Consider the following 18,596-nt stretch of genomic DNA (forward strand, 5'->3'; position numbering starts at 1 on the left):
GTGCCGGGGGCCGCTTCCACGTCCGCCGCCGGGGAGGGGCGCCGATGCGGGAGGGTTTCGCGTGGATGCGGGGCGGGGCGGGGCCTTGCCGGGGCCGGGTGGCTGGCGTGGCGGATGGCTGGCGTGCCGGGCCTCGTGGCGGTCGCCCGGGGCGGGCAGGGCCTGTCGGCGGATGCCGGGGTGAGGGCTCAGTCCAGGCCCCGGACCAGGCGGAACGCCGAGTCGGACCGGTAGAGGCGGCTGTTCTCGAACGGGTCCAGGTGGAGCTGGAAGTCCCGGTGGCGCAGGAAGCGGCCGCGGTAGTTGACCGACTCCAGCACGACCGCGCCGGAGAACGCCGACGGCCGGGGGCAGAACGTGGCGTCCTGCTCGAAGAGCGCGGAGCCGTTGTCGCGGTCCGCGCGCAGCCGGAACTGCGAGTGGCGCAGATAGCGGCCCCCGCCGAGGGAGAACGAGTAGCAGTCGGAGTCGGCGAGGCCGGGGACGAGCGTGAAGGTGGTCTCCCCCCGGTCGCGGGAGTGGTGGTTCCCGGAACCCACCCGGTCGAGCCGGACGCCGTCGCGGCCGAGGCTCCAGAAGCGGTCGGGATAGTTGACCGACTGGACGGACCTGCGCTGCGCGGCGGGCTTCCCGGCGGGGGGCGGGCCGGAGGCGGCGGGCTTCGACGGCCGCGGGTCCGCGCCGCCGCCCGTCCCGGCCGCGGGAGCGGACGATCCGGCCGACGAGGCGTCGCCGGACGTCTCGCCGGCCCCCGAGGGTCCGGGGGCGGCGGCCAGACCGCTCTTGCCGGTGGGCGCGGCGCTCGGAGGCGTACCGGGCACGACCGGCTCGTCCTCGGCCGCCGCCGTGGTGCGCTTGTCGCGGTTGCCCGGCGACGGGTCCGCACTGTCGTCCGGAAGGCCGGCCACCGTCACCGCCGAGGCGAGGACCGCCAGCAGGAGGGCGCCGGCCAGCCAGAGCCTGCGCGTGCCGGGTATGCGGGACTCGTCCAGGGTCTCGCCGGTCTCCCACACCTTCGGCGGCTGGGCGGACTGGGCGGGAGCGGGCCCGGGTCTTCTTTCAGGCATGCGTGATTCCTCCAGCGTCGCCTGGGCGGACGCGGATTGGTCATGTGCGTGGCACAGGAAGAGGCGGAGGCCGCGGACACGCGGGACGGCTGTGGCCGGGGGATCCGCGTGTGCGACGAGGGAATGCTAGTGGAAGTCCCGGCCCGCGAGTAGGCGTTTCTGAGAGCGTTCTCTGACCGAACTCCGGCTGAATAGAGGTCGGTTGGCGGCGATTCTGGAATTCCGCCACCGGGGTGGTGAGTTCACGCTTTAAGAAATCGAGCCCGGGACTCTCCGGGGTGCATTTCCGGAACTCGGGGGGTGCGGGAGTGCGGGGGGTGCGGCTCGGCGGCGTCGTACGGCCGGGCCCGGACGCGGGGGCGCGGTTGCGGGCGTCCGGGGTGGTGAGCGGTGGGTGCCGGGTGACGGGTGGGCGGACGTCCCGCCGTGGGTGGAGGGTGACTGCCGTCCGGGCGTGAGCGGAGGGTGGCGGGCGGGCGGCGCCGGTGGCGGGCGCCCAGTGGCAGGTGTCGGGCGCTCGGGGGAGACTGCGACGCATGGCCCTCTCCTGGTACCAGCTCGTCGTGGACGCCCGGGACCTGCCGTCGCTGGCCCGCTTCTGGTGCCAAGTCCTGGACTGGCAGGTGCTGTTCGAGACCGAGGACGAGATCGTCGTCGGGGCCGCGCCGGACGCCCTGCCCGGAATCTGCTTCGTGCCCGTCGGCGGGCGCAAGACCTCCAAGAACCGGCTGCACATCGACCTCACCCCCGACGACCAGGCGGCCGAGGTCGAACGGCTGCTGGCCCTGGGCGCGCGGCGCGTGGACGTCGGCCAGGGCCAGGACGTCACCTGGGTCGTGCTGGCGGACCCGGAGGGGAACGAGTTCTGCGTGCTGCGGCCGAAGCGGACGCTGCTCGACTGAGGCGGACCGATGGCCGGTGGCCCGGTGGCCCGGTGGCGCGGTGGCGCGGTGGCGCGGTGGTCACAGGTCACAGGTCGCGGATCGCCCGCTGTCGGCCGCCGCTGCGGGCCGCGAGCCCCCGGTCGCGCCGACTCCCCCCGGAGAGCCGGTCGCGCGGTTGTGTACGGGTGTACGTATCGATGCGTACCCTCGTACACATGGGATACGCGCTGCTCGCCGGAGCCATCGCCGCGGAGGTGGCCGCCACGACCGCCATGAAGTACAGCGAGGGGTTCACCAGGCTCTGGCCCTCGCTGGTGACCGCGGTCGGCTACCTCGTGGCCTTCCTGCTGCTCGCGCAGACGCTGAGGACCGTGTCGGTCGGCACGGCGTACGCGATCTGGTCCGGGCTCGGCACGGCCGCCGTCGTGGCGATCGGGGCGGTGTTCCTGGGGGAGGGGCTGACCGTCGCGAAGGTCGCCGGGACCGGGCTCATCATCGGCGGGGTCGTGGTGCTGAACATGGGCGGGGCGCACTGATGCCCCGGGGCGGCGGGCGCTGATGGCCAGGCGCCACGATCCGCAGCGGCGGCAGCGGATCATCGACGCGGCGATCCGGGTCGTGGCCGCCAGGGGGCTCGGAGGGCTCAGCCACCGCACGGTCGCGGCCGAGGCGGACGTGCCGCTCGGCTCGACGACGTACCACTTCGCGACCCTCGACGAGCTGATGGTGGCCGCGCTGCGGCAGGCCGGCGAGGGGTTCGCCAAGGTGCTCGCGTCGCGCGGTGCCGTCGAGGACCCGCGGACCGACCTGGCCGGTGAACTCGCCGCGCTGACCGGCGAATGGCTCGCGGGCGACCGTACGGGGGTGGAGCTGGAGTACGAGCTGTACCTCGCGGCCCTGCGTCGCCCCGCCCTGCGACCCGTCGCCGCCGAGTGGTGCGAGGACCTCGCCGAGCGCATCGGGCGCCGTACGGACCCCGTCACCGCGAGGGCCCTGGTCGCGCTGATCGACGGGATCTGCCTCCAGGTGCTGCTGACGGGGGCGGAGTACGACGAGGGGTACGCCCGGGAGGTCCTGGCACGCGTGATCCCCTGACCGCGCCCCGCTCCCGCCCACGCGTCCGACCGTTCTCCGAGACGCCCCGAGCACGAGTTCGCCCGGACGCCCCCCGGCCGGTTAGGTTGCCGTCATGACCGACACGACTGCTACTCGCACCACCGGCGCCGTCGCCGCCGGGCTCGCCACGTTCGCCGCCGACGGCACTGTTCTCGACACGTGGTTCCCGGCGCCCGAACTCTCCGCCGATCCGGGCCCCTCCGGCACCGAACGGCTGTCCCCCGAGCGTGCCGCCGAACTGCTCGGCGAAGGTGCCGTCAAGGCCGTCGGACCGGACGCCCGGCGCGGCGTCGAGGTGGTCGCGGTGCGCACGGTCGTCGCCTCGCTCGACGAGAAGCCGCTGGACGCGCACGACGCGTACCTGCGCCTGCACCTGCTCTCGCACCGCCTGGTCGCGCCGCACGGCCAGAGCCTGGACGGCGTCTTCGGCCTGCTCGCCAATGTCGCCTGGACCTCGCTCGGCCCGGTCGCCGTGGACGACGTGGAGAAGGTCCGGCTGAACGCCCGCGCCGAGGGCCTCCACCTCGCCGTGACGTCCATCGACAAGTTCCCGCGCATGACGGACTACGTCACGCCGAAGGGCGTCCGCATCGCCGACGCCGACCGCGTACGCCTCGGCGCGCACCTCGCCGCGGGCACCACGGTCATGCACGAGGGCTTCGTGAACTTCAACGCCGGCACGCTCGGCACCTCCATGGTCGAGGGCCGCATCTCCGCGGGTGTCGTCGTCGGCGACGGCTCGGACATCGGCGGCGGCGCCTCCACGATGGGCACCCTCTCCGGCGGCGGCAACGTCCGCATCACCATCGGCGAGCGCTGCCTGGTCGGTGCCGAGGCGGGCGTGGGCATCGCCCTCGGCGACGAGTGCGTGGTCGAGGCGGGCCTGTACGTCACCGCCGGTACGCGCGTCACGCTGCCCGACGGCCAGGTCGTCAAGGCCCGTGAGCTCTCCGGCGCCTCGAACATCCTCTTCCGCCGCAACTCCGTCACGGGCACGGTCGAGGCCCGCCCGAACAACGCCGTGTGGGGCGGGCTGAACGAGGTCCTGCACAGCCACAACTGACCTTCGGCGGCCGCGGTGCGCGGCCGCCTCCGGGGTGCCGCTCCGAACCTCCGCCCGCCCGGCGGCGGTTTGCCGGCGGTGGTCACCCGACGAGCGCCCTTCCACGGCCGGCAGCGGCTGGGGAGGGCGCTCCTGCTTGGGCGCGGCATCAAGGGTTCGGCCGGAGTCGGCCGAGCATCATGGCGTGCCCGGCCGCGGCTGCCGTCCAAGGCTCTGCCGGACCCTCCCATGTGCGTCGCCGTGGATGTCGGCAGGGGTGGTCAGCCCACCGGTTCGGCACCCTGGTCGTCGGCTGCCGTGCGAGGTCGAGCCACGGCCGCAGCGGCGCGCTTGTCGGCCGCGTGCTTCTGCTCCATTGAGGCCCGCAGCTCCCCAGGAGTCGGCCAGGGTGCTCTCCGGTGGATCATGCGGTGGCAGTTGGCGCGGATGAGCGCAAGATCGTTCTTGAAGCCCCCAGGCCGGCCGCCTGCCGGGGCTGCCCAGCCGTTGGGCCGTGCCGGGCAATGGGGGGCCGTGGTGTCGTACGGGTCTTCGCCAGGTGTCTTCGCGCCCGGGCCCGGTGCTTCGCGTCACCGGTCCTGGGCAGCGCGCAGGCGTTCGGCCTGGTCGATGATCGGCTCGGTCGGGAAGGTCGCGACGCGGCCGACTTCGAGGCTGTTGTAGGTCGCGATCGTACTGCCGGTCCGTACGACGATGAACAGCTCGTCCCGCTTGCCCAGTTCGACGGTGGAGTACTCGCGGAACTGCACAGCCTCGTCGCCGGCGTTCGGCGCCTTCTGCGTCTTCATCGTGGAGGTGTAGGCGCCGGTCCGTCCGTCGCCGCGGTAGGTGTTGCACGAGCCTGCGGCGCGCTCGAGTTCCGCGAAGAGCCGCTCGGCCACACCGCCGCGGTAGGAGGCGAGAGTGACCTGGCCGGGGAAGATGCCGTCCTTCCAGGTCATGACCTGGCGGACGACAGTGGGGGCCGCCCTCGCGTAGCGGATGTCGTGCACGGTCTGGCAGTCGGGATCGGAGGCGGGCTTGAACGAGGGGGCGTCCGACGTGTCGCTGCGGTCCTCGAAGGCGATCCGGCCCGGCTCGACCTCGGGCAGGTCCGCCTCCCGGAGGCTCAGTGACCTGAGTTCCGCCTCCGTCAACGGCCGGGCCCGTGTCGTGGGCGACGCGGAGGGGCCCTTGCCTTCGGCAGCCGTCGGTGAGCCGTCCGCTGTCGAGCAACCGGTCAGGGCCGCTGCGGTGAGCAGCGACAAGGCGGCACGTGCCGACAACGGCATTCGGGCAAGCATGAGTCCCCCAAGCCTGGTGAAGAGGCTTGATCATAGAGGGGCGCCGACCGAATCGCCGGGTCATTTCCCGCGCGTAGTAAGGGAGTTCACCTCCCGACCGCGATCGGGAGGCCTGTCCGGGATGCTCTGTACGGCTGCTTCGCACGACGAGCCCGGCGTGACGGCTGTCCTTGCCCTTCCTCACGGCGTGGACGGTCGCCCGGGCCCGGGCGGCTTCCGTGGGTGCCGGAGGGTGTGACGCGGGTCAGTCCCTCACCACGTTGACGGTGGGGTAGAGCCTCGGGGTCAGTTGCGGCATGCCGACCTCCTGGCTGAGCGGGACCATGACGTTCGCGAAGCGGGTCCACGCCTGCTCGGACTCCCAGACGTCCACCACGCACCAGCCGCTCTCCGTGGGCCCGGAGGCGTGCGACACGAGGCCGGGCACGGGCCAGTCCGAGCTCTTGCGGAGTCCCCGCCCGTTGCTCAGCTTGAGGGAGATCTGCTCGTACTGGGCCTGTGTGCCTCCGGGGATGTCCAGCACCATCATGATCGCCACAGCAGCTCCTCCGGTCGTCCTGTCATGCCTGGACCGAGTCGAACAGTGCGAGGGGGCCGTCGCACACCCTGTTCGGCCGAGCGGGTGAAGAGTGGCGGGAGCGCCGGGCGGGCCTGCCGCATCCGTGCACGGGGGCCGCGGCGCGGGCCGCGTACCGCCGTGAACATTTCCGGGGCGGGGGCATAGCGGGGGACCGGCGGAGGCGTCGGTAGGGGTGGCAGAGCGGGGGAGAGCGCCCGCGCGAAAGAGAAGGTGACGATGGATGCCCAAGGGCAGGAGCAGTTCAGGGAGTTCGTGGAGAACCGCACGTCGGCGCTGCTGAGGACGGCCGTGCTGCTCAGCGGGGGCGACCGGCACGCCGCCGAGGACCTCCTGCAGAACGCGCTGATCAAGGCCGCCGGAAAGTGGCAGCGCATCGACGAGCCCGAGGCGTACGTACGCCAGATCCTGTACCGGCAGCAGGTGAGCCGGTGGCGGCTGAAGTGGCGGCGGCGCGAACTGACCGTCGCCGATCCGCCGGAGGGGAGCGGGGGATCGGACCCCTCCGCCGCGGCCGAGCTGCGGATCGTCATGCGCGGGGCGCTGGCGCGGCTCACCGCCCGGCAGCGGACCGTGCTCGTGCTGCGCTACTTCGAGGACCTGCCGGAGGCCGACGTGGCCCGCATCCTCGGCTGCTCGGTCGGGACCGTGCGGTCCACCACCCACCGTTCGCTCGCCCGGCTGCGTGTCCTCGCGCCGGAACTCGCCGCGACGGCCCCCGCGGACGCGGAGCGGACCCCGTCCCGAGACTTCGCCCCCGTGGAGGTACGCCCGTGAACATGGACCAGCTCGTGCGCGACACCCTGATCGAACAGGGCGCGCAGCCCCAGACACCGCCCCCCGACCTCGCGGGCCGGGTGCTCGCCGTCCGGCGCCGCCGCCGCACCCGCCGCATCTCCGGTGTCGCGGTGGCCGCCGTGCTCGCCGTCGCCGCCGCCGTCGCGGTGCCCGTGCTGGACCGCGGCGGTGACGAGCCGCGGCTCGCGAGCGGGATGAACCGGAGCGACATCATCGCCCACCCGGACCAGTCGCCGCCGCGCGACCTGATCGCCGCCGGGGACACGGCGCTCGCCGCGTACTACGTCATGGACATGGTCCGCAAGACGGACGACCGGGCCGTCGCCGTGCGCGACTACCACCTCCTCGACCAGCGGACCGGCAAGTACGTCAGGACCACCGACTGGTCGGTCGTCGACGTCGCTCCGGGGATGCGCACGGCCGCCGTCCTGGAGCGCGAACTGCCTGCCCGGCGGATCGGCCTGCTCGACCTGCTCAGCGGGAAGGTCGAGCACTGGATCCCCGTGGACCGCGGGGTCGCGGGCGTCGCGTTCTCGCCGGACGGCGACAAGCTCGTCGCGACGACGTACGACGAGAACCCCGACCTGCGCCTCAGGGCCGACTACGACAACGACGGCGACGGCCGGAAGAACGACTGGATGCCGCAGTTCGGCGGGAGCAGCCGGACCGGGTTCTACGTACTGGACGTCGACACCGGCGACGGCTCCTGGGCCAGGGTCGCGGGCGGCGACCAGGAACATCTGAACGCCCGGCAGGACTTCGCCTTCAGCGGCGACGGCGGACTCGTCTACAGCGGGCTCACGACAGCACCCCACCAGCGGTACTACGACTTCGAGGGCAAGGAGGCCGACACCCCCGCCAAGGAGCGGCACCTGCACTGGTTCGTCGACGCGAGGCTGTCGCCTGACGGCTCACTCGCGGCGGGCGAGTTCGCGGGCGGCTCCAGGGCGACCGCCTCCGAGATCCTGGACCCCCTGACCGGCAAGCGGCTCCACAAGGTCCCCGGACAGCAGCTGCTCGCCTGGGCGGACGACGACCGCCTGGTCGCCTGGGACATCGAGCCGGGCGCGAACGAGTTCCACAACCGGCTCGTACTCGTCACGATCGGCAGCGACAAGGTCGTGCCGCTGAGCGGGTTCCGCAAGGGGAACGACGGCGCGGGGGGACGCTGGACGCCGCTCTTCGCCCGACGCTGAGCCCGAGCCGCAGGCGTCGTCCGGGAACGGGCCGGAGCCGCAGGCGTCGTCCGGGAGCGGGCCGGAGGCGCGGGGGCCGGGGTGAGGAGCCCGGTCAGCCGCCGGCGTCCCGTGCGACCAGCTCCCCGTACACCGCGAGCAGCCCGTCGGCCGCCTCCCGGCCGGCGGGCCGCAGCGGTGCGCGGACCGGTCCCGAGGGCAGGCCCCGCGCGGTGAGGACCGCCTTCACGGTGACCGCCCCGGGCAGGCCGGAGGCCATCATCGCCTCGATCAGCCCCGTGAGTTCCCGCTGGATCCGGGCGGCCCCCGCGGTGTCCCCGGCGTCGAACGCGTCCAGCATCGAACGGAACCGGCGCGGCACCGCGTTGGCGACCGTGCTGACGCATCCGGCCCCGCCGAGCGCGTACAGCGCGAGTACGTACTCGTCGCAGCCCGCGTAGTACGCGAGATCCGTACGGGCCAGCACTTTCTGCGTGCCCAGCAGGTCGTACGCGCAGTCCTTCACCGCGACGATCCGGGGATGCTCCGCGAGCCGGAGCATCGTCTCCGGCTCGATGCGGGTGCCCGTGCGGCCGGGGATGTCGTACAGCGCGATCGGCAGCCCGCAGGAGTCCGCGACGGTCCGGAAGTGCTCCTCGACGGCGTCCTGCGGGGGCCGGCTGTAGTACGGCGTCACGACCAGCAGGCCGTCCGCGCCCGCCTTCTCGGCGGCGCGGGCGAGTTCCGCCGTGTGGCGGGTGTCGGCGGTGCCGACGCCCGCCACGATCGCGGCACGGCCCCCGACGGCGTCCGCCACCGCCCGTACGAGCGCGGACTTCTCGTCGTCCGTCGTGGTGGGCGACTCGCCGGTCGTCCCGGACAGCACCAGCCCTTCGCAGCCCTCGGCGACCAGATGCTCGGCGAGCCGCTGCGCGCCCTCCAGGTCGAGGAGCCCCTCGTCGGTGAAGGGGGTGACCATGGCGCAGAGGACACGGCCGAAGGGACGGGTGCGGGGCGATGACGTCATGGGACTCAGTGTCGGCATTCCGACAGTGAAGCTCCACTTAAATCTCCTACCCGGTACGCGTCAGTGTTGCTACGAGATCCCGGAGTGCGGTGTGTCGCCTGCGGCCCGCGCCTTCGGGCCGGCTCGGCACGGCGGCCGCGCGGCAGGGGTAGTGGCGGCGCGATCGGGTACCCGGGCGGCCGGGACGAAAGGAGGCGGGGCGCCGTGACCGGGACCGTTGGACGGCCGCAGGACGAGAGTCGCTCGGTGAGTGAACTCGTCGGGCAGGCCACCGAACAGCTCTCCGACCTCGTACGTCAGGAAATGCGCCTGGCCAAGGAGGAGTTGGCGGAGAAGGGGCGGCGCGCGGGACGGGGCGGCGGGCTGCTGGCCGCGGCCGGTGCCGTCGCGTACGTGGGGCTGATGGCCCTCTCCGTGACCGCCGCGGCCGTGCTGGCGCTGGTGCTGCCCTGGTGGGCCGCCGCGCTGGTCGTCACGCTCGCGCTCCTCGCGGCCGCGGGCGTTCTGGCGGCGGCCGGACGTTCCCGACTCGGCCGCGCCACCCCGCCGTTGCCCGAGGAGACGCTCGACAGCGTCAGGGCCGACGTCGACGAGATCAAGGAAAGGGCTCATCGATGATGGACAAGGACACTTCCGTGGGGGCCGACGGCCTCTCCGACAAGCCGGTGGGCGGAGCCGAGAGCCCCGCCGAACTGCGGCGCAGGATCGAGGAGACCCGGGAGCGGCTCGGCGGCACCGTCGAGGAACTGGCCGCGAAGGCCGATGTGAAGGCCCGCGCGCGGGCCCGGGGCGCCGAGCTGAAGGGCAGGGCCGGCGAAGCGGGCCAGGCGGCGCAGGACAAGGCCGCGGAGGCCGGACGCGCGGCTCAGGACAAGGCCGTCAAGGCCGGACGCGCGGCGCAGGAGAAGGCGGCCGAGGCCGGGCACGCGGTGCAGGGCAAGGCCGTCGAGGCCGGGCATGTCGTGCAGGCGAAGGCCGCGGAGGCCGGGCACGCGGTGCAGGAGAAGGCCGTCGAGGCCGGGCACGCGGTGCAGGGCAAGGCCGTTGAGGCCGGGCACGCGGTGCAGGAGAAGGCCGTCGAGGCCGGGCACGTCGTGCAGGGCAAGGCGGTGGAGGCCGGGCACGTCGTGCAGGAGCGCGTTCCCGAGCGGGTTCGCCTCACCGCGCTCTCGGTCGTCCAGGCGGCGAAGCGGCATCCCGGCCCCGTACTCATAGGGGCCGGCGCCGGCGCGGTCGTCGCGGCGGGGCTGCTGCGGCGGCGGAGCAACGCCCGCGGCTGACGCGGAGGTTGTGCGGAACGGCGGGGCCGGTCGACGGCCCCGCCGTTCGTCGTCTCCGGCCGCGCGCGACGAACCGGACGCCGCACGGGATGAACGGCCTCACGCGGAGAACGCCGTACGCCGGGAGGGCCGCTCGGGTGGACTGCCGTACGCCGCGGACGGTCGCACGGGGTGAGCGGCCTCGCGCGGTTACGTCGTAAACCGTGTACGGATCACACGCGGCGAACGCTCGCTCGCCGGGGAGGGCCGCTCGGGGGGAACTGCCGTAGGCCGCGAGCGGCCCCTCGCGATGAACGGCCGAGCGCGAGGGGCCGCCACACGCCGGGAACGGCCTCACGCGGCGAACGCCTCTCGCCCCGGGCGACCGGCCTCGCGAGCCCGGTCCGCCCACCGCCTCCCGTCGCTGTCTCCCGCCGCCGGGTCCGCGCCTCGCGGCCCACCGGCCCACCGACTCACCGACAACTCTGATTGCCTGGACAAAAAAAGTTTTCGGTGAGACCGTGGAGTCATGTTGGACGTGACCGTGATCGAGGACCCGGCGGCGGCAGCCGTCTCGCTGGACCCCATGAGGGGCCGGCTGCTGGCCGAGCTGGCGGCCGGACCCGCGTCCGCCGCGATGCTGGCGGGCAGGGTCGGGCTGCCCCGGCAGAAGGTGAACTACCACCTCAGGGCACTGGAGCGGCACGGCCTGGTGGAGCTCGCGGGAGAGCGCCGCAAGGGCAACGTGACGGAGCGCCTGATGCGGGCGACGGCCGCCTCGTACGTCATCTCGCCGCTCGCGCTCGCCGCCGTGCAGCCCGATCCGGACCGGTTCCGCGACCAGCTCTCGGCCCGCTGGCTGCTGGCGCTCGGGGCCCGGCTGGTGCGGGACGTGGGTTCGCTGATCACCGGCGCCACCAGGGCCCGCAAGCGCCTGGCCACGTTCGCGCTCGACGGCGAGGTGCGCTTCGCGTCCGCCGCCGACCGGGCCGCGTTCGTCCAGGAGCTGACCGCGGGTGTCGGGGCGCTGATCCGCAAGTACGACGCTCCCGGCGCCGACGGCGGCCGCGACCACCGGATCGTCGTCGCCGTCCATCCCACGGTCCGGCCCGGGAGCGACGCCCCCGGGAACGACGGGTCCCCCGACGGCGGGAACCCTTCCGGCGACAACCCCGACAAGAACCCCGACGAGGACCGTGTCGACGGGAAGCGCCGTGGCGAGATCCGGGCCGAGGCGCCCGGGGCCGCCGAAACCACCGACTGACCAGCCCATTCCACGCGCAGGAGCCACCATGTCCAAGGAATTCGAGATCGCCCGCGAGTTCGAGGTCGACGCCACACCCGAGCAGGTCTGGCAGGCCGTGACCGAGGGCACCGGCGGCTGGCTGTGGCCGATGGAGGCCCCCGAGCCGCGCGAGGGCGGCACGGGTCCCTTCGGGTCCACGGTCGCCGCCTGGGACCCGCCGCACCGGTACACCAACCGTCTCGAGAACGTCGACGGGACCTCCCGGCAGACCCTCAACCAGCTCGACTACACCGTGGAGCCGCGTGACGAGGGCCGGCGCGCCTGGGTGCGGTACGTCCACAGCGGCATCTTCGTCGACGACTGGGACAACCAGTACGACGGCGCGAGCAGGCACACCGACTTCTACCTGCACACCCTGCGCCAGTACCTGACGCACTTCGCCGCCCGCCCGGTCGCCTTCACGACGTTCGACGGACCCGGGGCGTCCAGCGCCGCCGGCTCGTTCGAAGCCGTCGCGGCGGCGCTCGGCCTGGCGGACGGCGCCGCAGAGGGCGACCGCGTGCAGGCCCGGGGCCCCGGCGGCCGGGTCGTGGACGCCGTGCTCGACTACCGCAACCCGTACTTCGTGGGGCTGCGCACCGACGACGCGCTGATCCGGATCTTCGGCCGCGACCACTGGGCCGCGCCGGTCGGCGTGAGCGTCCACGACTTCGCGCCGGACGCCGACGCCGCGCGGACCGAACAGGACTGGCGCGGCTGGCTGGACGCCGTCTTCGCCTGACCTGACCGGACGGAGTACGGCACCGGACTCCGGCACGGCGATTCGCACCCGGTGCGGACAGCGGTGGGCCCGGCCCCCTGGCAGGGGGCCGGGCCCACCGGCGTGCGGCGACGGCTACGGGCGGAACCGCAGTACCTGCGGGTCGTGGTCGCTGATCTGGTCGGAGAACTCCGAGTTGATGTGCACGCTGTCGTAGCTGAAGTCGCAGTCCTTGCGGATCGACGGGCTGATCAGGATCTGGTCGAGGACCTGGCTGTTGCCCTGGTAGTCGTAGCTGTAACGCTCGCTGCGCGGGAGGGACTTGACGGCCGACCAGAGGGCGCCGTCGGCCTCGAGGAGCTTGGTCGTGCCGGAGAACTCGAAGTCGTTGATGTCGCCGAGGGTGACGACGTCCGCGTTCTTCTGCACGGCGAGGATGTCCTTGACGAAGGCGTTCACCGCCGTCGCCTGGAGGTGGCGCTGCGTCTCCGAGCTGCGCGCCGGCGGCTGGAACTGCGAGTGCAGCGACTGGTCGCCGCCCTTCGACGCGAAGTGGTTCGCGATCACGAAGACCGTCCTGCCGCGGAACGAGAACTCGCCGGCCAGCGGCTTGCGGCTGTTGTTCCAGGCCGCGTCGGCCGGGGAGACACGGCCCGGGGACACCGTGAGCCGCGCCTTGCCGCGTTCCTTCGTGACCCCGACGGCGGTCGTGGCGTCGCCGCCCGGCCGGTCGACGAACGAGACCCGCGCCGGGTTGTAGAGGAACGCCTGGCGGATGTTGCCGCCCGGCTCCCCGCCGTCCGCGAGGTTCACGGGGTCGACGGAGCGCCACTCGTAGGTCGGGCCGCCCGCCGCGACGATGGCGTCGACCAGCTTCCGCATGGTCACGTCGGCGGCGACCGTACCGTCGTTCGTCGCCCCGTTGTTGTCCTGGATCTCCTCCAGGGACACGATGTCGGGCGCCTGGAGGTGGTCCACGATCGCTGCCGCGTGTGCGTCGAACGTGCTGTCGCCCGGGTCGAGGTTCTCGACGTTGTACGTCGCCACCGCCAGCTCCGACCGGGACTGCTTGCGGGTGGTCTCGCGCTCCAGGCCGCCCGCCTCGACCGTGCCCAGCGTGCGGGCGGTCAGCGTGTAGCCGCCGAACTGGTTGTAGTCGAGGGGGCCTTCGGTGGTGCCCGCGAGGGTGTCGCCGACGTTCGCGGCGGGGAACGGCTGCGTGGCGGTCGGGATCAGCGACTGGATCTGGAGCCGGCCGGTGTTCTGCGAGGTGTAGGCGCCGTAGACCGTGCCGCCGCGCCGGTTCGCGTGCTCGTGCGGCTTGACCGTCACCCAGAGTTCGGAGAACGGGTCGGTCGCGGTGACCACGCGCGACGAGCCGATCGCGACGTTCATGCCCTCCAGTGACTCGTAGCGGTCCAGGGCGTACTTCGTCGGCCGCAGCGTCAGACCGTTGACCGATCCGCCCGCGGCGGTGTCGCCCTCGGGCGCGTAGGCGGCCGGCACGGAACGGCCGTCGATTACCTCGGGCGCCGGAACCGGGTTGCCGCTGGACAGGACCGTCACGGTGGGCCGGGTGATCTCGGTGACCGACTGGTTGCCGGTCGAGGCGCCGCCGGGCACGAACTCGGTGACCGTGCCCGAGACGGTGACCGAGTCGCCGACGGCGACCTTCGGCGTGGAGCTGGTGAAGACGAACACGCCCTCACTGGTGGCCGGGTCGTCGTCCTGGGTCAGGCCCTGGAGCCAGAAGCCGCGGGACGACCCGTAGGTCCGTACTCCCGTCACGACACCGGCCACGTCCGTGACCTGTTGCCCAGCGAGAGGGGAGGTCCGGGTGGAGCCCTGGATGTCGTGGACGGCCGTGGCGTCGGCGTGGGCGGGTGTGGTGAGGACCACCGCGGAGACCGTGGAACAGACGGCGGCGACGGTGAGCGCGGCGATGCGCGCGGAAGACTTGCTCGGCAACGGGATCCCTCCGGGGACATGCGTGGGCGCCGGGACGAAGTGGGACTGCGACGGACGAGGGTGGGACAGCGGGCGGACGAGGGTGGGGCAGTCGCGACCGGCGGGGCGGATGATGACGCGCGTAGAAGCCGCTACGGGCGATTACCCGTGAGTTTCTACGCGCGTCAATCTCGTGTCTGTCCACGGGAGTTGTCAAGGTTTTCCGGGTCGATACTTCTGACAGGTTCATGAACCGGGCGGCATGGGGCCAAATCCGTCTAGGCTGAGGCTGCATCTCCGGGGCGGCCGGCGAGTGTCCTCCCGGGCGGCCCGCGGAACTCCACGGGCGTCACGCGTGCCGTGGGCGTCCCGTACGTCCGGCACGGCCGTCCGGGGCACGCCCCCGGAACCCGTGCCGGACGCCCGGCGGGGCGGCGCCGGAACGCCGGCCCGGATGCATGTCCGAATGCTCGTCCTAGGAGAACCAGCCGATGTCAGACAGTTCGCCCCTGCCGCCGGTGCGCCTGCACTCCGAAGCGGAACTCGCGCGGGACGCGCTCGCCACGCCGCTCCTCTCGCGCGCCGTGCGACTCGCCCGCTGGGCCGGTCCGGACACCCGGGTCGGAGCCGGTGGTGAACTCGTCGACGGGCAACTCCCGGCCGCCGCCGCGGAACTCGGACTCGACGGCGACGACGCCGCGGCCTGCGCGAGCGAGGCGTGGCGGGTCGCCGTGGACACCGGGCTCGTCGAGGTGGCCGACGAGGAGGAGGGCACGGTCGTCGCGGGCGCCGACCTCGCACTCGTGCTGTCCGGGGCGCCGAAGGACGTACTCGGGCTCTGGCGCGGCGCGTTGGAGACGGTGCTCGCCGACGCGAGCGTGCCCGACCTCGACGACCTCGTGGACGCCATGGACGACGGGGGCGACATCGACTTCTCCACCCTGGACTGGGACCCCGAGGCCGAGGCTGACTTCCTCGACGGGGTGCTCGGCAACCTGTACCTGCTGACCGCGGACGAGAGCGCCCCCGGCGACGGGGCGGTGCCGCTGCCCGCGCTCGCCGCGTCCATGATCGTGCCGGACGACATGGGGGAGCCCACCAACGACATCCTGGAGCAGGTGTCGGACGCCATGATGCGCCTCGACGACCAGTTCCGGGTCCTGGAGCCGGTCGGGCTCGTGGACTTCCAGCCCGTCGACGAGGCGCTGATGGCCGAGGCCGACGAGGAGGCCGAGGCCGATGTCGACGACGCCGACGTCTCGCGGTACGGGATGGTGCGCCTCACCCCGCTCGGGACGTACGGCATCCGGGCCAGGCTCCTGGAGGCCGGGTTCACCGCGCCCGCCGTGGGCGACCTCGCGGACAAGGGCGCCGACGTGCTGCTCGACCGCACGGCGGCGTTCCCCCCTGCCGCCGCGCAGGCCGAGACCGAGCTGTGGCTGGCCCGGCGTGAACCCCTCGACGCCGCACGGGAGTTGCTCGCGGCGGCCCGGGGTGCGGACGCGGGGGCCCCGCTGCGGCGGCTGTGCTGCCAGCAGGCCCTCTCGCTGGTCGGGCCGGAGGCCTCGCAGGCCGTCCGGGACGTGCTGGACGACCCCGAGCTGGGCGGGCTCGCACGGGTGTGGCTGACCGAGCGCGGTGCTCCCGACGTGCCCCCGCCGTCCGAGGACATGGTCTTCTGGCTGACCGTCGACACGATCGCGGCCCAGCTCTCCGCGGAGGGGAACTCGGAGGAGTTGCAGGCGCTGGTCGAGGGACTGGCGGCACAGCACGGCAGCTTCTTCGCCGCCGCGTGGCGGGTCGACCACCCCGCGACGCCGGACGTGCTGGAGGCGATGGGGCGGCTGCACCCCGACAAGAGGGTGGCCAAGGAGGCCCGCAAGGCGGCGTTCAAGGCGCGTTCGCAGCAAGGGGGCTGAGTCCGCGGGCGGGGCCCGGCTCAGGCCGTGCCGGTCTCCGGCTCCGGCTCCGACCCGGACCCGGACCCGGGCTCGTCGTCGTCGCCGTCGTCGGCCATCGCGAGAACCCGTACGGACAGGCCCTCGACCTCGGACGGGACCACGTCCTCGGGGCGGAGCCGGTCCAGCGGCACCTTGTGGGTGACGAAGACGACGATCACGTCCTCGCCCGAGTCCTCGTCCCGGCCGGTGCCGACCCCGGTCACATGGGGCAGTGCCATCAGCCGGTCCTCATGGAGGTGGCTTGCTCGATGTGCGTCCACGTCCGCTCGCCTCCCACGGGTCGCCGGGTCGTTGATATGGAGATTATTCCGATCGGCCGCCAGGACGCGAGGACTGCTGAGCCGTACGGGTTGCCTGTGGGCCGCGTGGTCGTCCGGGGGCGCGTGGGACGCCGCGGGCGCGGGTCGGGCGGAGCGTTCCTCACCGGGGTGCCCGGGTGACGGGCCCCGGCGGGCAGCCAGGCACGCAGGACAGAGGGCCGGCGGGCAGCCGGGCACGCAGGACAGGGGGCCGGCGGCCCGGAGGCCGGGCGGGGAGGTGCGCGCCCGCGGCCCGGGGCGGCCGCGGCGGGGAGCGGGTTCACGGAAGCGGGTCCCGGCAGGACGTCCCGTGTTCAGCCGGCGTTCAGCCGCGGGCGGGACCGTGTGGCCGACGGCCGGGCCCGCCACCGCCACCCGCCACGGTCACACTCCACCGTCACAGGAGACACCATGCCGCTCACCCGCAGGGACTTCGCAGGACGCTCCGCGATCACCGTCGCAGGTGTCGCCCTGACCGGCAGCGTCGGCACCCTCGCCACCGCGCCCGGCGCCCTCGCGTCGCAGGAGACCGAGGCCACGGGAGAGGACGCCGGCCGGCACGGCGGAGCCGTCGGCTACGGGCCGCTGCTCCCCGACCCCGCGGGCCTGCTGGCGCTGCCCGCCGGATTCTCGTACCGCGTCATCACCCGCAGCGGCACGACCAGGCTCGACTCGGGTGAGTACACCCCCTCGAACCACGACGGCACGGCCGCCTTCGAGGGCCCGCGCGGCAGCACCCTGCTCGTCAACAACCACGAGCTCAAGGGGCCCCGCGCCAACTGGCCCCACCCGGTGCCGCAGGCCGAGGGGCTCGTCTACGACCCGGCCGCGGCCGGCGGCTGCACGGTCGTCGAGGTGCGCCCGGGCGGCGGGGTCGCCGAATGGGTCGGCATCGCCGGGACCTCCACCAACTGCGCGGGCGGCAGCACCCCTTGGGGCACCTGGCTGACCTGCGAGGAGAACTCCGACCGGGCCGGCGAGAACGGCATGACCAAGGACCACGGGTACGTCTTCGAGGTCGACCCCCGCGACCGCCGGGCCAACCGCGACCCCAAGCCGCTGAAGTTCTTCGGCCGTTACGACCACGAGGCCGTCGTCGTCGACCCGAAGCGCGGCCACGCCTACCTCACCGAGGACGCGGCGGGCCCCAACGGCCTCTTCTTCCGCTGGACCCCGCCCAAGGGCTTCCGGCACGGCCACGGAGCCCTCCGCGCCCTCGCCGACGACGCCGGCGCGCTCCAGGCGCCCACGTGCTACGACTCGGGCGGCGTGTTCGTCGACGACCTCTCCCGCGCCACCAGGATCGGCACGGTCTACGGCGTGGACTGGGTGGACGTCCCCGACCGCGACGCCCGGACCACGCCCGTGCGCAAGCAGTTCGGGGCCGGCCAGGTCACCCGTGCCCGCAAGCTGGAAGGCATGTGGTGGGGCGACGGCGGCGCGTACATCGTCTCCTCCTACGCCCGTACGGAGAGCCCCGGACGGCACGACGGCCAGGTCTGGTTCTACGACCCCGGGCGCCGCACCCTGACGCTGAAGGTCCTGCTCGGGGTCAACCCCGACCCGGCGGTCGACGGCGCGTTCGACGGCCCCGACAACATCACGGTCTCCCCCTACGGCGGTCTCGTCATCGCCGAGGACGGCGAGGGCGTCTCGCACCTCTTCGGCGCGACGGACAGCGGCCGCACGTACCCGATCGCCCGCAACGAACTGAACATCGGCACGGAGGACGAACCGGAGTTCAGCGAGTTCACCGGCGTGACCTTCTCGCCCGACGGGCGCACCCTGTACGCCAACATCCAGGACCCGGGCATCATGCTGGCGGTCAAGGGCCCCTGGAAACGGCAGAATCGCGGCTGAGTTCCCTTTCCCGCGGCGGAGAAGAATTCATTCGCCCGCACCGCGGCACCCCTCCTAGAGTGATGCACGTCCAGGTGCGAAGGCAGGACCTACTTCCACTGATAATGGGGCGGCCGCGGGTTCGAGTCCCGCCACCGGTACCACGTGCCGGTGTAGCTCAGGGGTCAGAGCACCTTCGTCGGTTCCGCCGGCCTCGAACTCTGGACACCACGACTTCCGGCACCTCCCGGTGCGCGGACGGCGCTCCTTCCCTCCGGGGAACGCGGGCCGCCGG

18 protein-coding genes and 1 pseudogene are annotated in these 18,596 nt (G+C 73.3%); 12 read left to right on the forward strand and 7 right to left on the reverse strand.

Annotated elements, in window-relative coordinates:
* Window positions 1–188 precede the first annotated feature (188 nt).
* Complete coding sequence (locus IE265_RS23380; RefSeq protein ID WP_190037616.1) at window positions 189–1,067, reverse strand: AbfB domain-containing protein; 879 nt, start codon at window positions 1,065–1,067, stop codon at window positions 189–191.
* A 536-nt stretch (window positions 1,068–1,603) separates the two neighbouring features.
* Here IE265_RS23380 and IE265_RS23385 point away from each other — a divergent pair.
* The 4 genes from IE265_RS23385 to dapD all read left to right on the forward strand — a co-directional run bounded on the left by IE265_RS23385 (window position 1,604) and on the right by dapD (window position 4,130).
* Window positions 1,604–1,969 carry a VOC family protein gene (locus tag IE265_RS23385; protein ID WP_190037617.1) on the forward strand — a complete coding sequence of 122 codons (366 nt, stop codon included), beginning with the start codon at window positions 1,604–1,606 and terminating at the stop codon, window positions 1,967–1,969.
* 197 nt (window positions 1,970–2,166) lie between these two features.
* On the forward strand, window positions 2,167–2,487 hold the full coding sequence (locus IE265_RS23390; protein WP_190037618.1) for a DMT family transporter: 321 nt from the start codon (window positions 2,167–2,169) through the stop codon (window positions 2,485–2,487).
* A gap of 22 nt (window positions 2,488–2,509) precedes the next feature.
* Complete coding sequence (locus IE265_RS23395; protein ID WP_190037619.1) at window positions 2,510–3,046, forward strand: TetR/AcrR family transcriptional regulator; 537 nt, start codon at window positions 2,510–2,512, stop codon at window positions 3,044–3,046.
* A gap of 94 nt (window positions 3,047–3,140) precedes the next feature.
* A complete protein-coding gene (gene dapD, locus IE265_RS23400; RefSeq protein WP_190037620.1) occupies window positions 3,141–4,130 on the forward strand; it encodes a 2,3,4,5-tetrahydropyridine-2,6-dicarboxylate N-succinyltransferase in 990 nt (329 codons plus the stop codon).
* Between the two features lie 260 nt (window positions 4,131–4,390).
* Here the strand turns inward: dapD and IE265_RS38525 are convergent.
* The 3 genes and pseudogenes from IE265_RS38525 to IE265_RS23410 form a co-directional block, all read right to left on the reverse strand.
* Window positions 4,391–4,573: pseudogene (locus IE265_RS38525) on the reverse strand (HNH endonuclease); the annotation flags it as partial.
* Between the two features lie 126 nt (window positions 4,574–4,699).
* Window positions 4,700–5,401, reverse strand: coding sequence for a hypothetical protein (locus tag IE265_RS23405; RefSeq protein WP_190037621.1), 702 nt, complete (start codon window positions 5,399–5,401; stop codon window positions 4,700–4,702).
* Between the two features lie 256 nt (window positions 5,402–5,657).
* Complete coding sequence (locus tag IE265_RS23410; protein ID WP_229916438.1) at window positions 5,658–5,942, reverse strand: hypothetical protein; 285 nt, start codon at window positions 5,940–5,942, stop codon at window positions 5,658–5,660.
* A gap of 267 nt (window positions 5,943–6,209) precedes the next feature.
* Between IE265_RS23410 and IE265_RS23415 the strand changes: the two genes are divergently transcribed.
* Both IE265_RS23415 and IE265_RS23420 read left to right on the forward strand, forming a co-directional pair.
* Window positions 6,210–6,767 (forward strand): SigE family RNA polymerase sigma factor, encoded by a 558-nt coding sequence (locus IE265_RS23415; protein WP_190037623.1) that lies wholly within the window; start codon window positions 6,210–6,212, stop codon window positions 6,765–6,767.
* The gene (locus tag IE265_RS23420; RefSeq protein ID WP_190037624.1) at window positions 6,764–7,984 is read left to right on the forward strand and encodes a WD40 repeat domain-containing protein; all 1,221 of its coding nucleotides are present in this window, start codon (window positions 6,764–6,766) and stop codon (window positions 7,982–7,984) included. The genes IE265_RS23415 and IE265_RS23420 overlap by 4 nt, the downstream gene beginning before the upstream one ends.
* A 94-nt stretch (window positions 7,985–8,078) precedes the next feature.
* Here the strand turns inward: IE265_RS23420 and dapA are convergent, their stop codons facing one another.
* Complete coding sequence (dapA, locus tag IE265_RS23425) at window positions 8,079–8,990, reverse strand: 4-hydroxy-tetrahydrodipicolinate synthase (RefSeq protein ID WP_190037625.1); 912 nt, start codon at window positions 8,988–8,990, stop codon at window positions 8,079–8,081.
* Between the two features lie 204 nt (window positions 8,991–9,194).
* Here dapA and IE265_RS23430 point away from each other — a divergent pair, with 204 nt between their 5' ends.
* The 4 genes from IE265_RS23430 (at window position 9,195) to IE265_RS23445 (ending at window position 12,276) form a co-directional block, all read left to right on the forward strand.
* Entirely contained in the window at window positions 9,195–9,608 is a 414-nt protein-coding gene (locus IE265_RS23430) for a phage holin family protein (RefSeq protein WP_190037626.1), read from the forward strand.
* A complete protein-coding gene (locus IE265_RS23435; protein ID WP_190037627.1) occupies window positions 9,605–10,270 on the forward strand; it encodes a DUF3618 domain-containing protein in 666 nt (221 codons plus the stop codon). The genes IE265_RS23430 and IE265_RS23435 overlap by 4 nt, the downstream gene beginning before the upstream one ends.
* Window positions 10,271–10,778: 508 nt before the next feature.
* Window positions 10,779–11,513 carry an ArsR/SmtB family transcription factor gene (locus IE265_RS23440; RefSeq protein ID WP_229916430.1) on the forward strand — a complete coding sequence of 245 codons (735 nt, stop codon included), beginning with the start codon at window positions 10,779–10,781 and terminating at the stop codon, window positions 11,511–11,513.
* A 28-nt stretch (window positions 11,514–11,541) separates the two neighbouring features.
* Window positions 11,542–12,276 carry an SRPBCC family protein gene (locus IE265_RS23445; protein ID WP_190037628.1) on the forward strand — a complete coding sequence of 245 codons (735 nt, stop codon included), beginning with the start codon at window positions 11,542–11,544 and terminating at the stop codon, window positions 12,274–12,276.
* Between the two features lie 114 nt (window positions 12,277–12,390).
* Here IE265_RS23445 and IE265_RS23450 read toward each other — a convergent pair whose 3' ends face one another.
* Window positions 12,391–14,223, reverse strand: a complete 1,833-nt coding sequence (locus tag IE265_RS23450; RefSeq protein WP_190037629.1) for a DUF8508 domain-containing protein — start codon at window positions 14,221–14,223, stop codon at window positions 12,391–12,393.
* 470 nt (window positions 14,224–14,693) lie between these two features.
* On the opposite strand from IE265_RS23450, the gene IE265_RS23455 reads away from it, so the two are divergent.
* Window positions 14,694–16,121: a hypothetical protein gene (locus tag IE265_RS23455; RefSeq protein ID WP_190037630.1), complete on the forward strand. Its 1,428-nt coding sequence runs from the start codon at window positions 14,694–14,696 to the stop codon at window positions 16,119–16,121.
* A 20-nt stretch (window positions 16,122–16,141) separates the two neighbouring features.
* Here the strand turns inward: IE265_RS23455 and IE265_RS23460 are convergent, their stop codons facing one another.
* Window positions 16,142–16,381 (reverse strand): hypothetical protein, encoded by a 240-nt coding sequence (locus IE265_RS23460; RefSeq protein WP_190037631.1) that lies wholly within the window; start codon window positions 16,379–16,381, stop codon window positions 16,142–16,144.
* A gap of 492 nt (window positions 16,382–16,873) precedes the next feature.
* On the opposite strand from IE265_RS23460, the gene IE265_RS23465 reads away from it, so the two are divergent.
* Window positions 16,874–18,322, forward strand: coding sequence for an alkaline phosphatase PhoX (locus tag IE265_RS23465; protein WP_190037632.1), 1,449 nt, complete (start codon window positions 16,874–16,876; stop codon window positions 18,320–18,322).
* Window positions 18,323–18,596: the final 274 nt, after the last annotated feature.

Source organism: Streptomyces fructofermentans (assembly GCF_014651055.1).
GTDB classification, from domain to species: Bacteria; Actinomycetota; Actinomycetes; order Streptomycetales; family Streptomycetaceae; genus Streptomyces; species Streptomyces fructofermentans.

Excerpts from the sequence above, each read along its gene's own strand:
- IE265_RS23385 (WP_190037617.1), top strand. The coding sequence starts at position 1,604 with ATGGCCCTCTCCTGGTACCAGCTCGTCGTGGACGCCCGGGACCTGCCG.
- IE265_RS23380 (WP_190037616.1), bottom strand. The coding sequence starts at position 1,067 with ATGCCTGAAAGAAGACCCGGGCCCGCTCCCGCCCAGTCCGCCCAGCCG.
- IE265_RS23445 (WP_190037628.1), top strand. The coding sequence starts at position 11,542 with ATGTCCAAGGAATTCGAGATCGCCCGCGAGTTCGAGGTCGACGCCACA.
- IE265_RS23440 (WP_229916430.1), top strand. The coding sequence starts at position 10,779 with ATGTTGGACGTGACCGTGATCGAGGACCCGGCGGCGGCAGCCGTCTCG.
- IE265_RS23410 (WP_229916438.1), bottom strand. The coding sequence starts at position 5,942 with ATGATGGTGCTGGACATCCCCGGAGGCACACAGGCCCAGTACGAGCAG.
- dapA (WP_190037625.1), bottom strand. The coding sequence starts at position 8,990 with ATGACGTCATCGCCCCGCACCCGTCCCTTCGGCCGTGTCCTCTGCGCC.
- IE265_RS23395 (WP_190037619.1), top strand. The coding sequence starts at position 2,510 with ATGGCCAGGCGCCACGATCCGCAGCGGCGGCAGCGGATCATCGACGCG.
- IE265_RS23460 (WP_190037631.1), bottom strand. The coding sequence starts at position 16,381 with ATGGCACTGCCCCATGTGACCGGGGTCGGCACCGGCCGGGACGAGGAC.
- IE265_RS23435 (WP_190037627.1), top strand. The coding sequence starts at position 9,605 with ATGATGGACAAGGACACTTCCGTGGGGGCCGACGGCCTCTCCGACAAG.
- IE265_RS23390 (WP_190037618.1), top strand. The coding sequence starts at position 2,167 with ATGGGATACGCGCTGCTCGCCGGAGCCATCGCCGCGGAGGTGGCCGCC.
- IE265_RS23465 (WP_190037632.1), top strand. The coding sequence starts at position 16,874 with ATGCCGCTCACCCGCAGGGACTTCGCAGGACGCTCCGCGATCACCGTC.
- IE265_RS23405 (WP_190037621.1), bottom strand. The coding sequence starts at position 5,401 with ATGCCGTTGTCGGCACGTGCCGCCTTGTCGCTGCTCACCGCAGCGGCC.
- IE265_RS23415 (WP_190037623.1), top strand. The coding sequence starts at position 6,210 with ATGGATGCCCAAGGGCAGGAGCAGTTCAGGGAGTTCGTGGAGAACCGC.
- dapD (WP_190037620.1), top strand. The coding sequence starts at position 3,141 with ATGACCGACACGACTGCTACTCGCACCACCGGCGCCGTCGCCGCCGGG.
- IE265_RS23455 (WP_190037630.1), top strand. The coding sequence starts at position 14,694 with ATGTCAGACAGTTCGCCCCTGCCGCCGGTGCGCCTGCACTCCGAAGCG.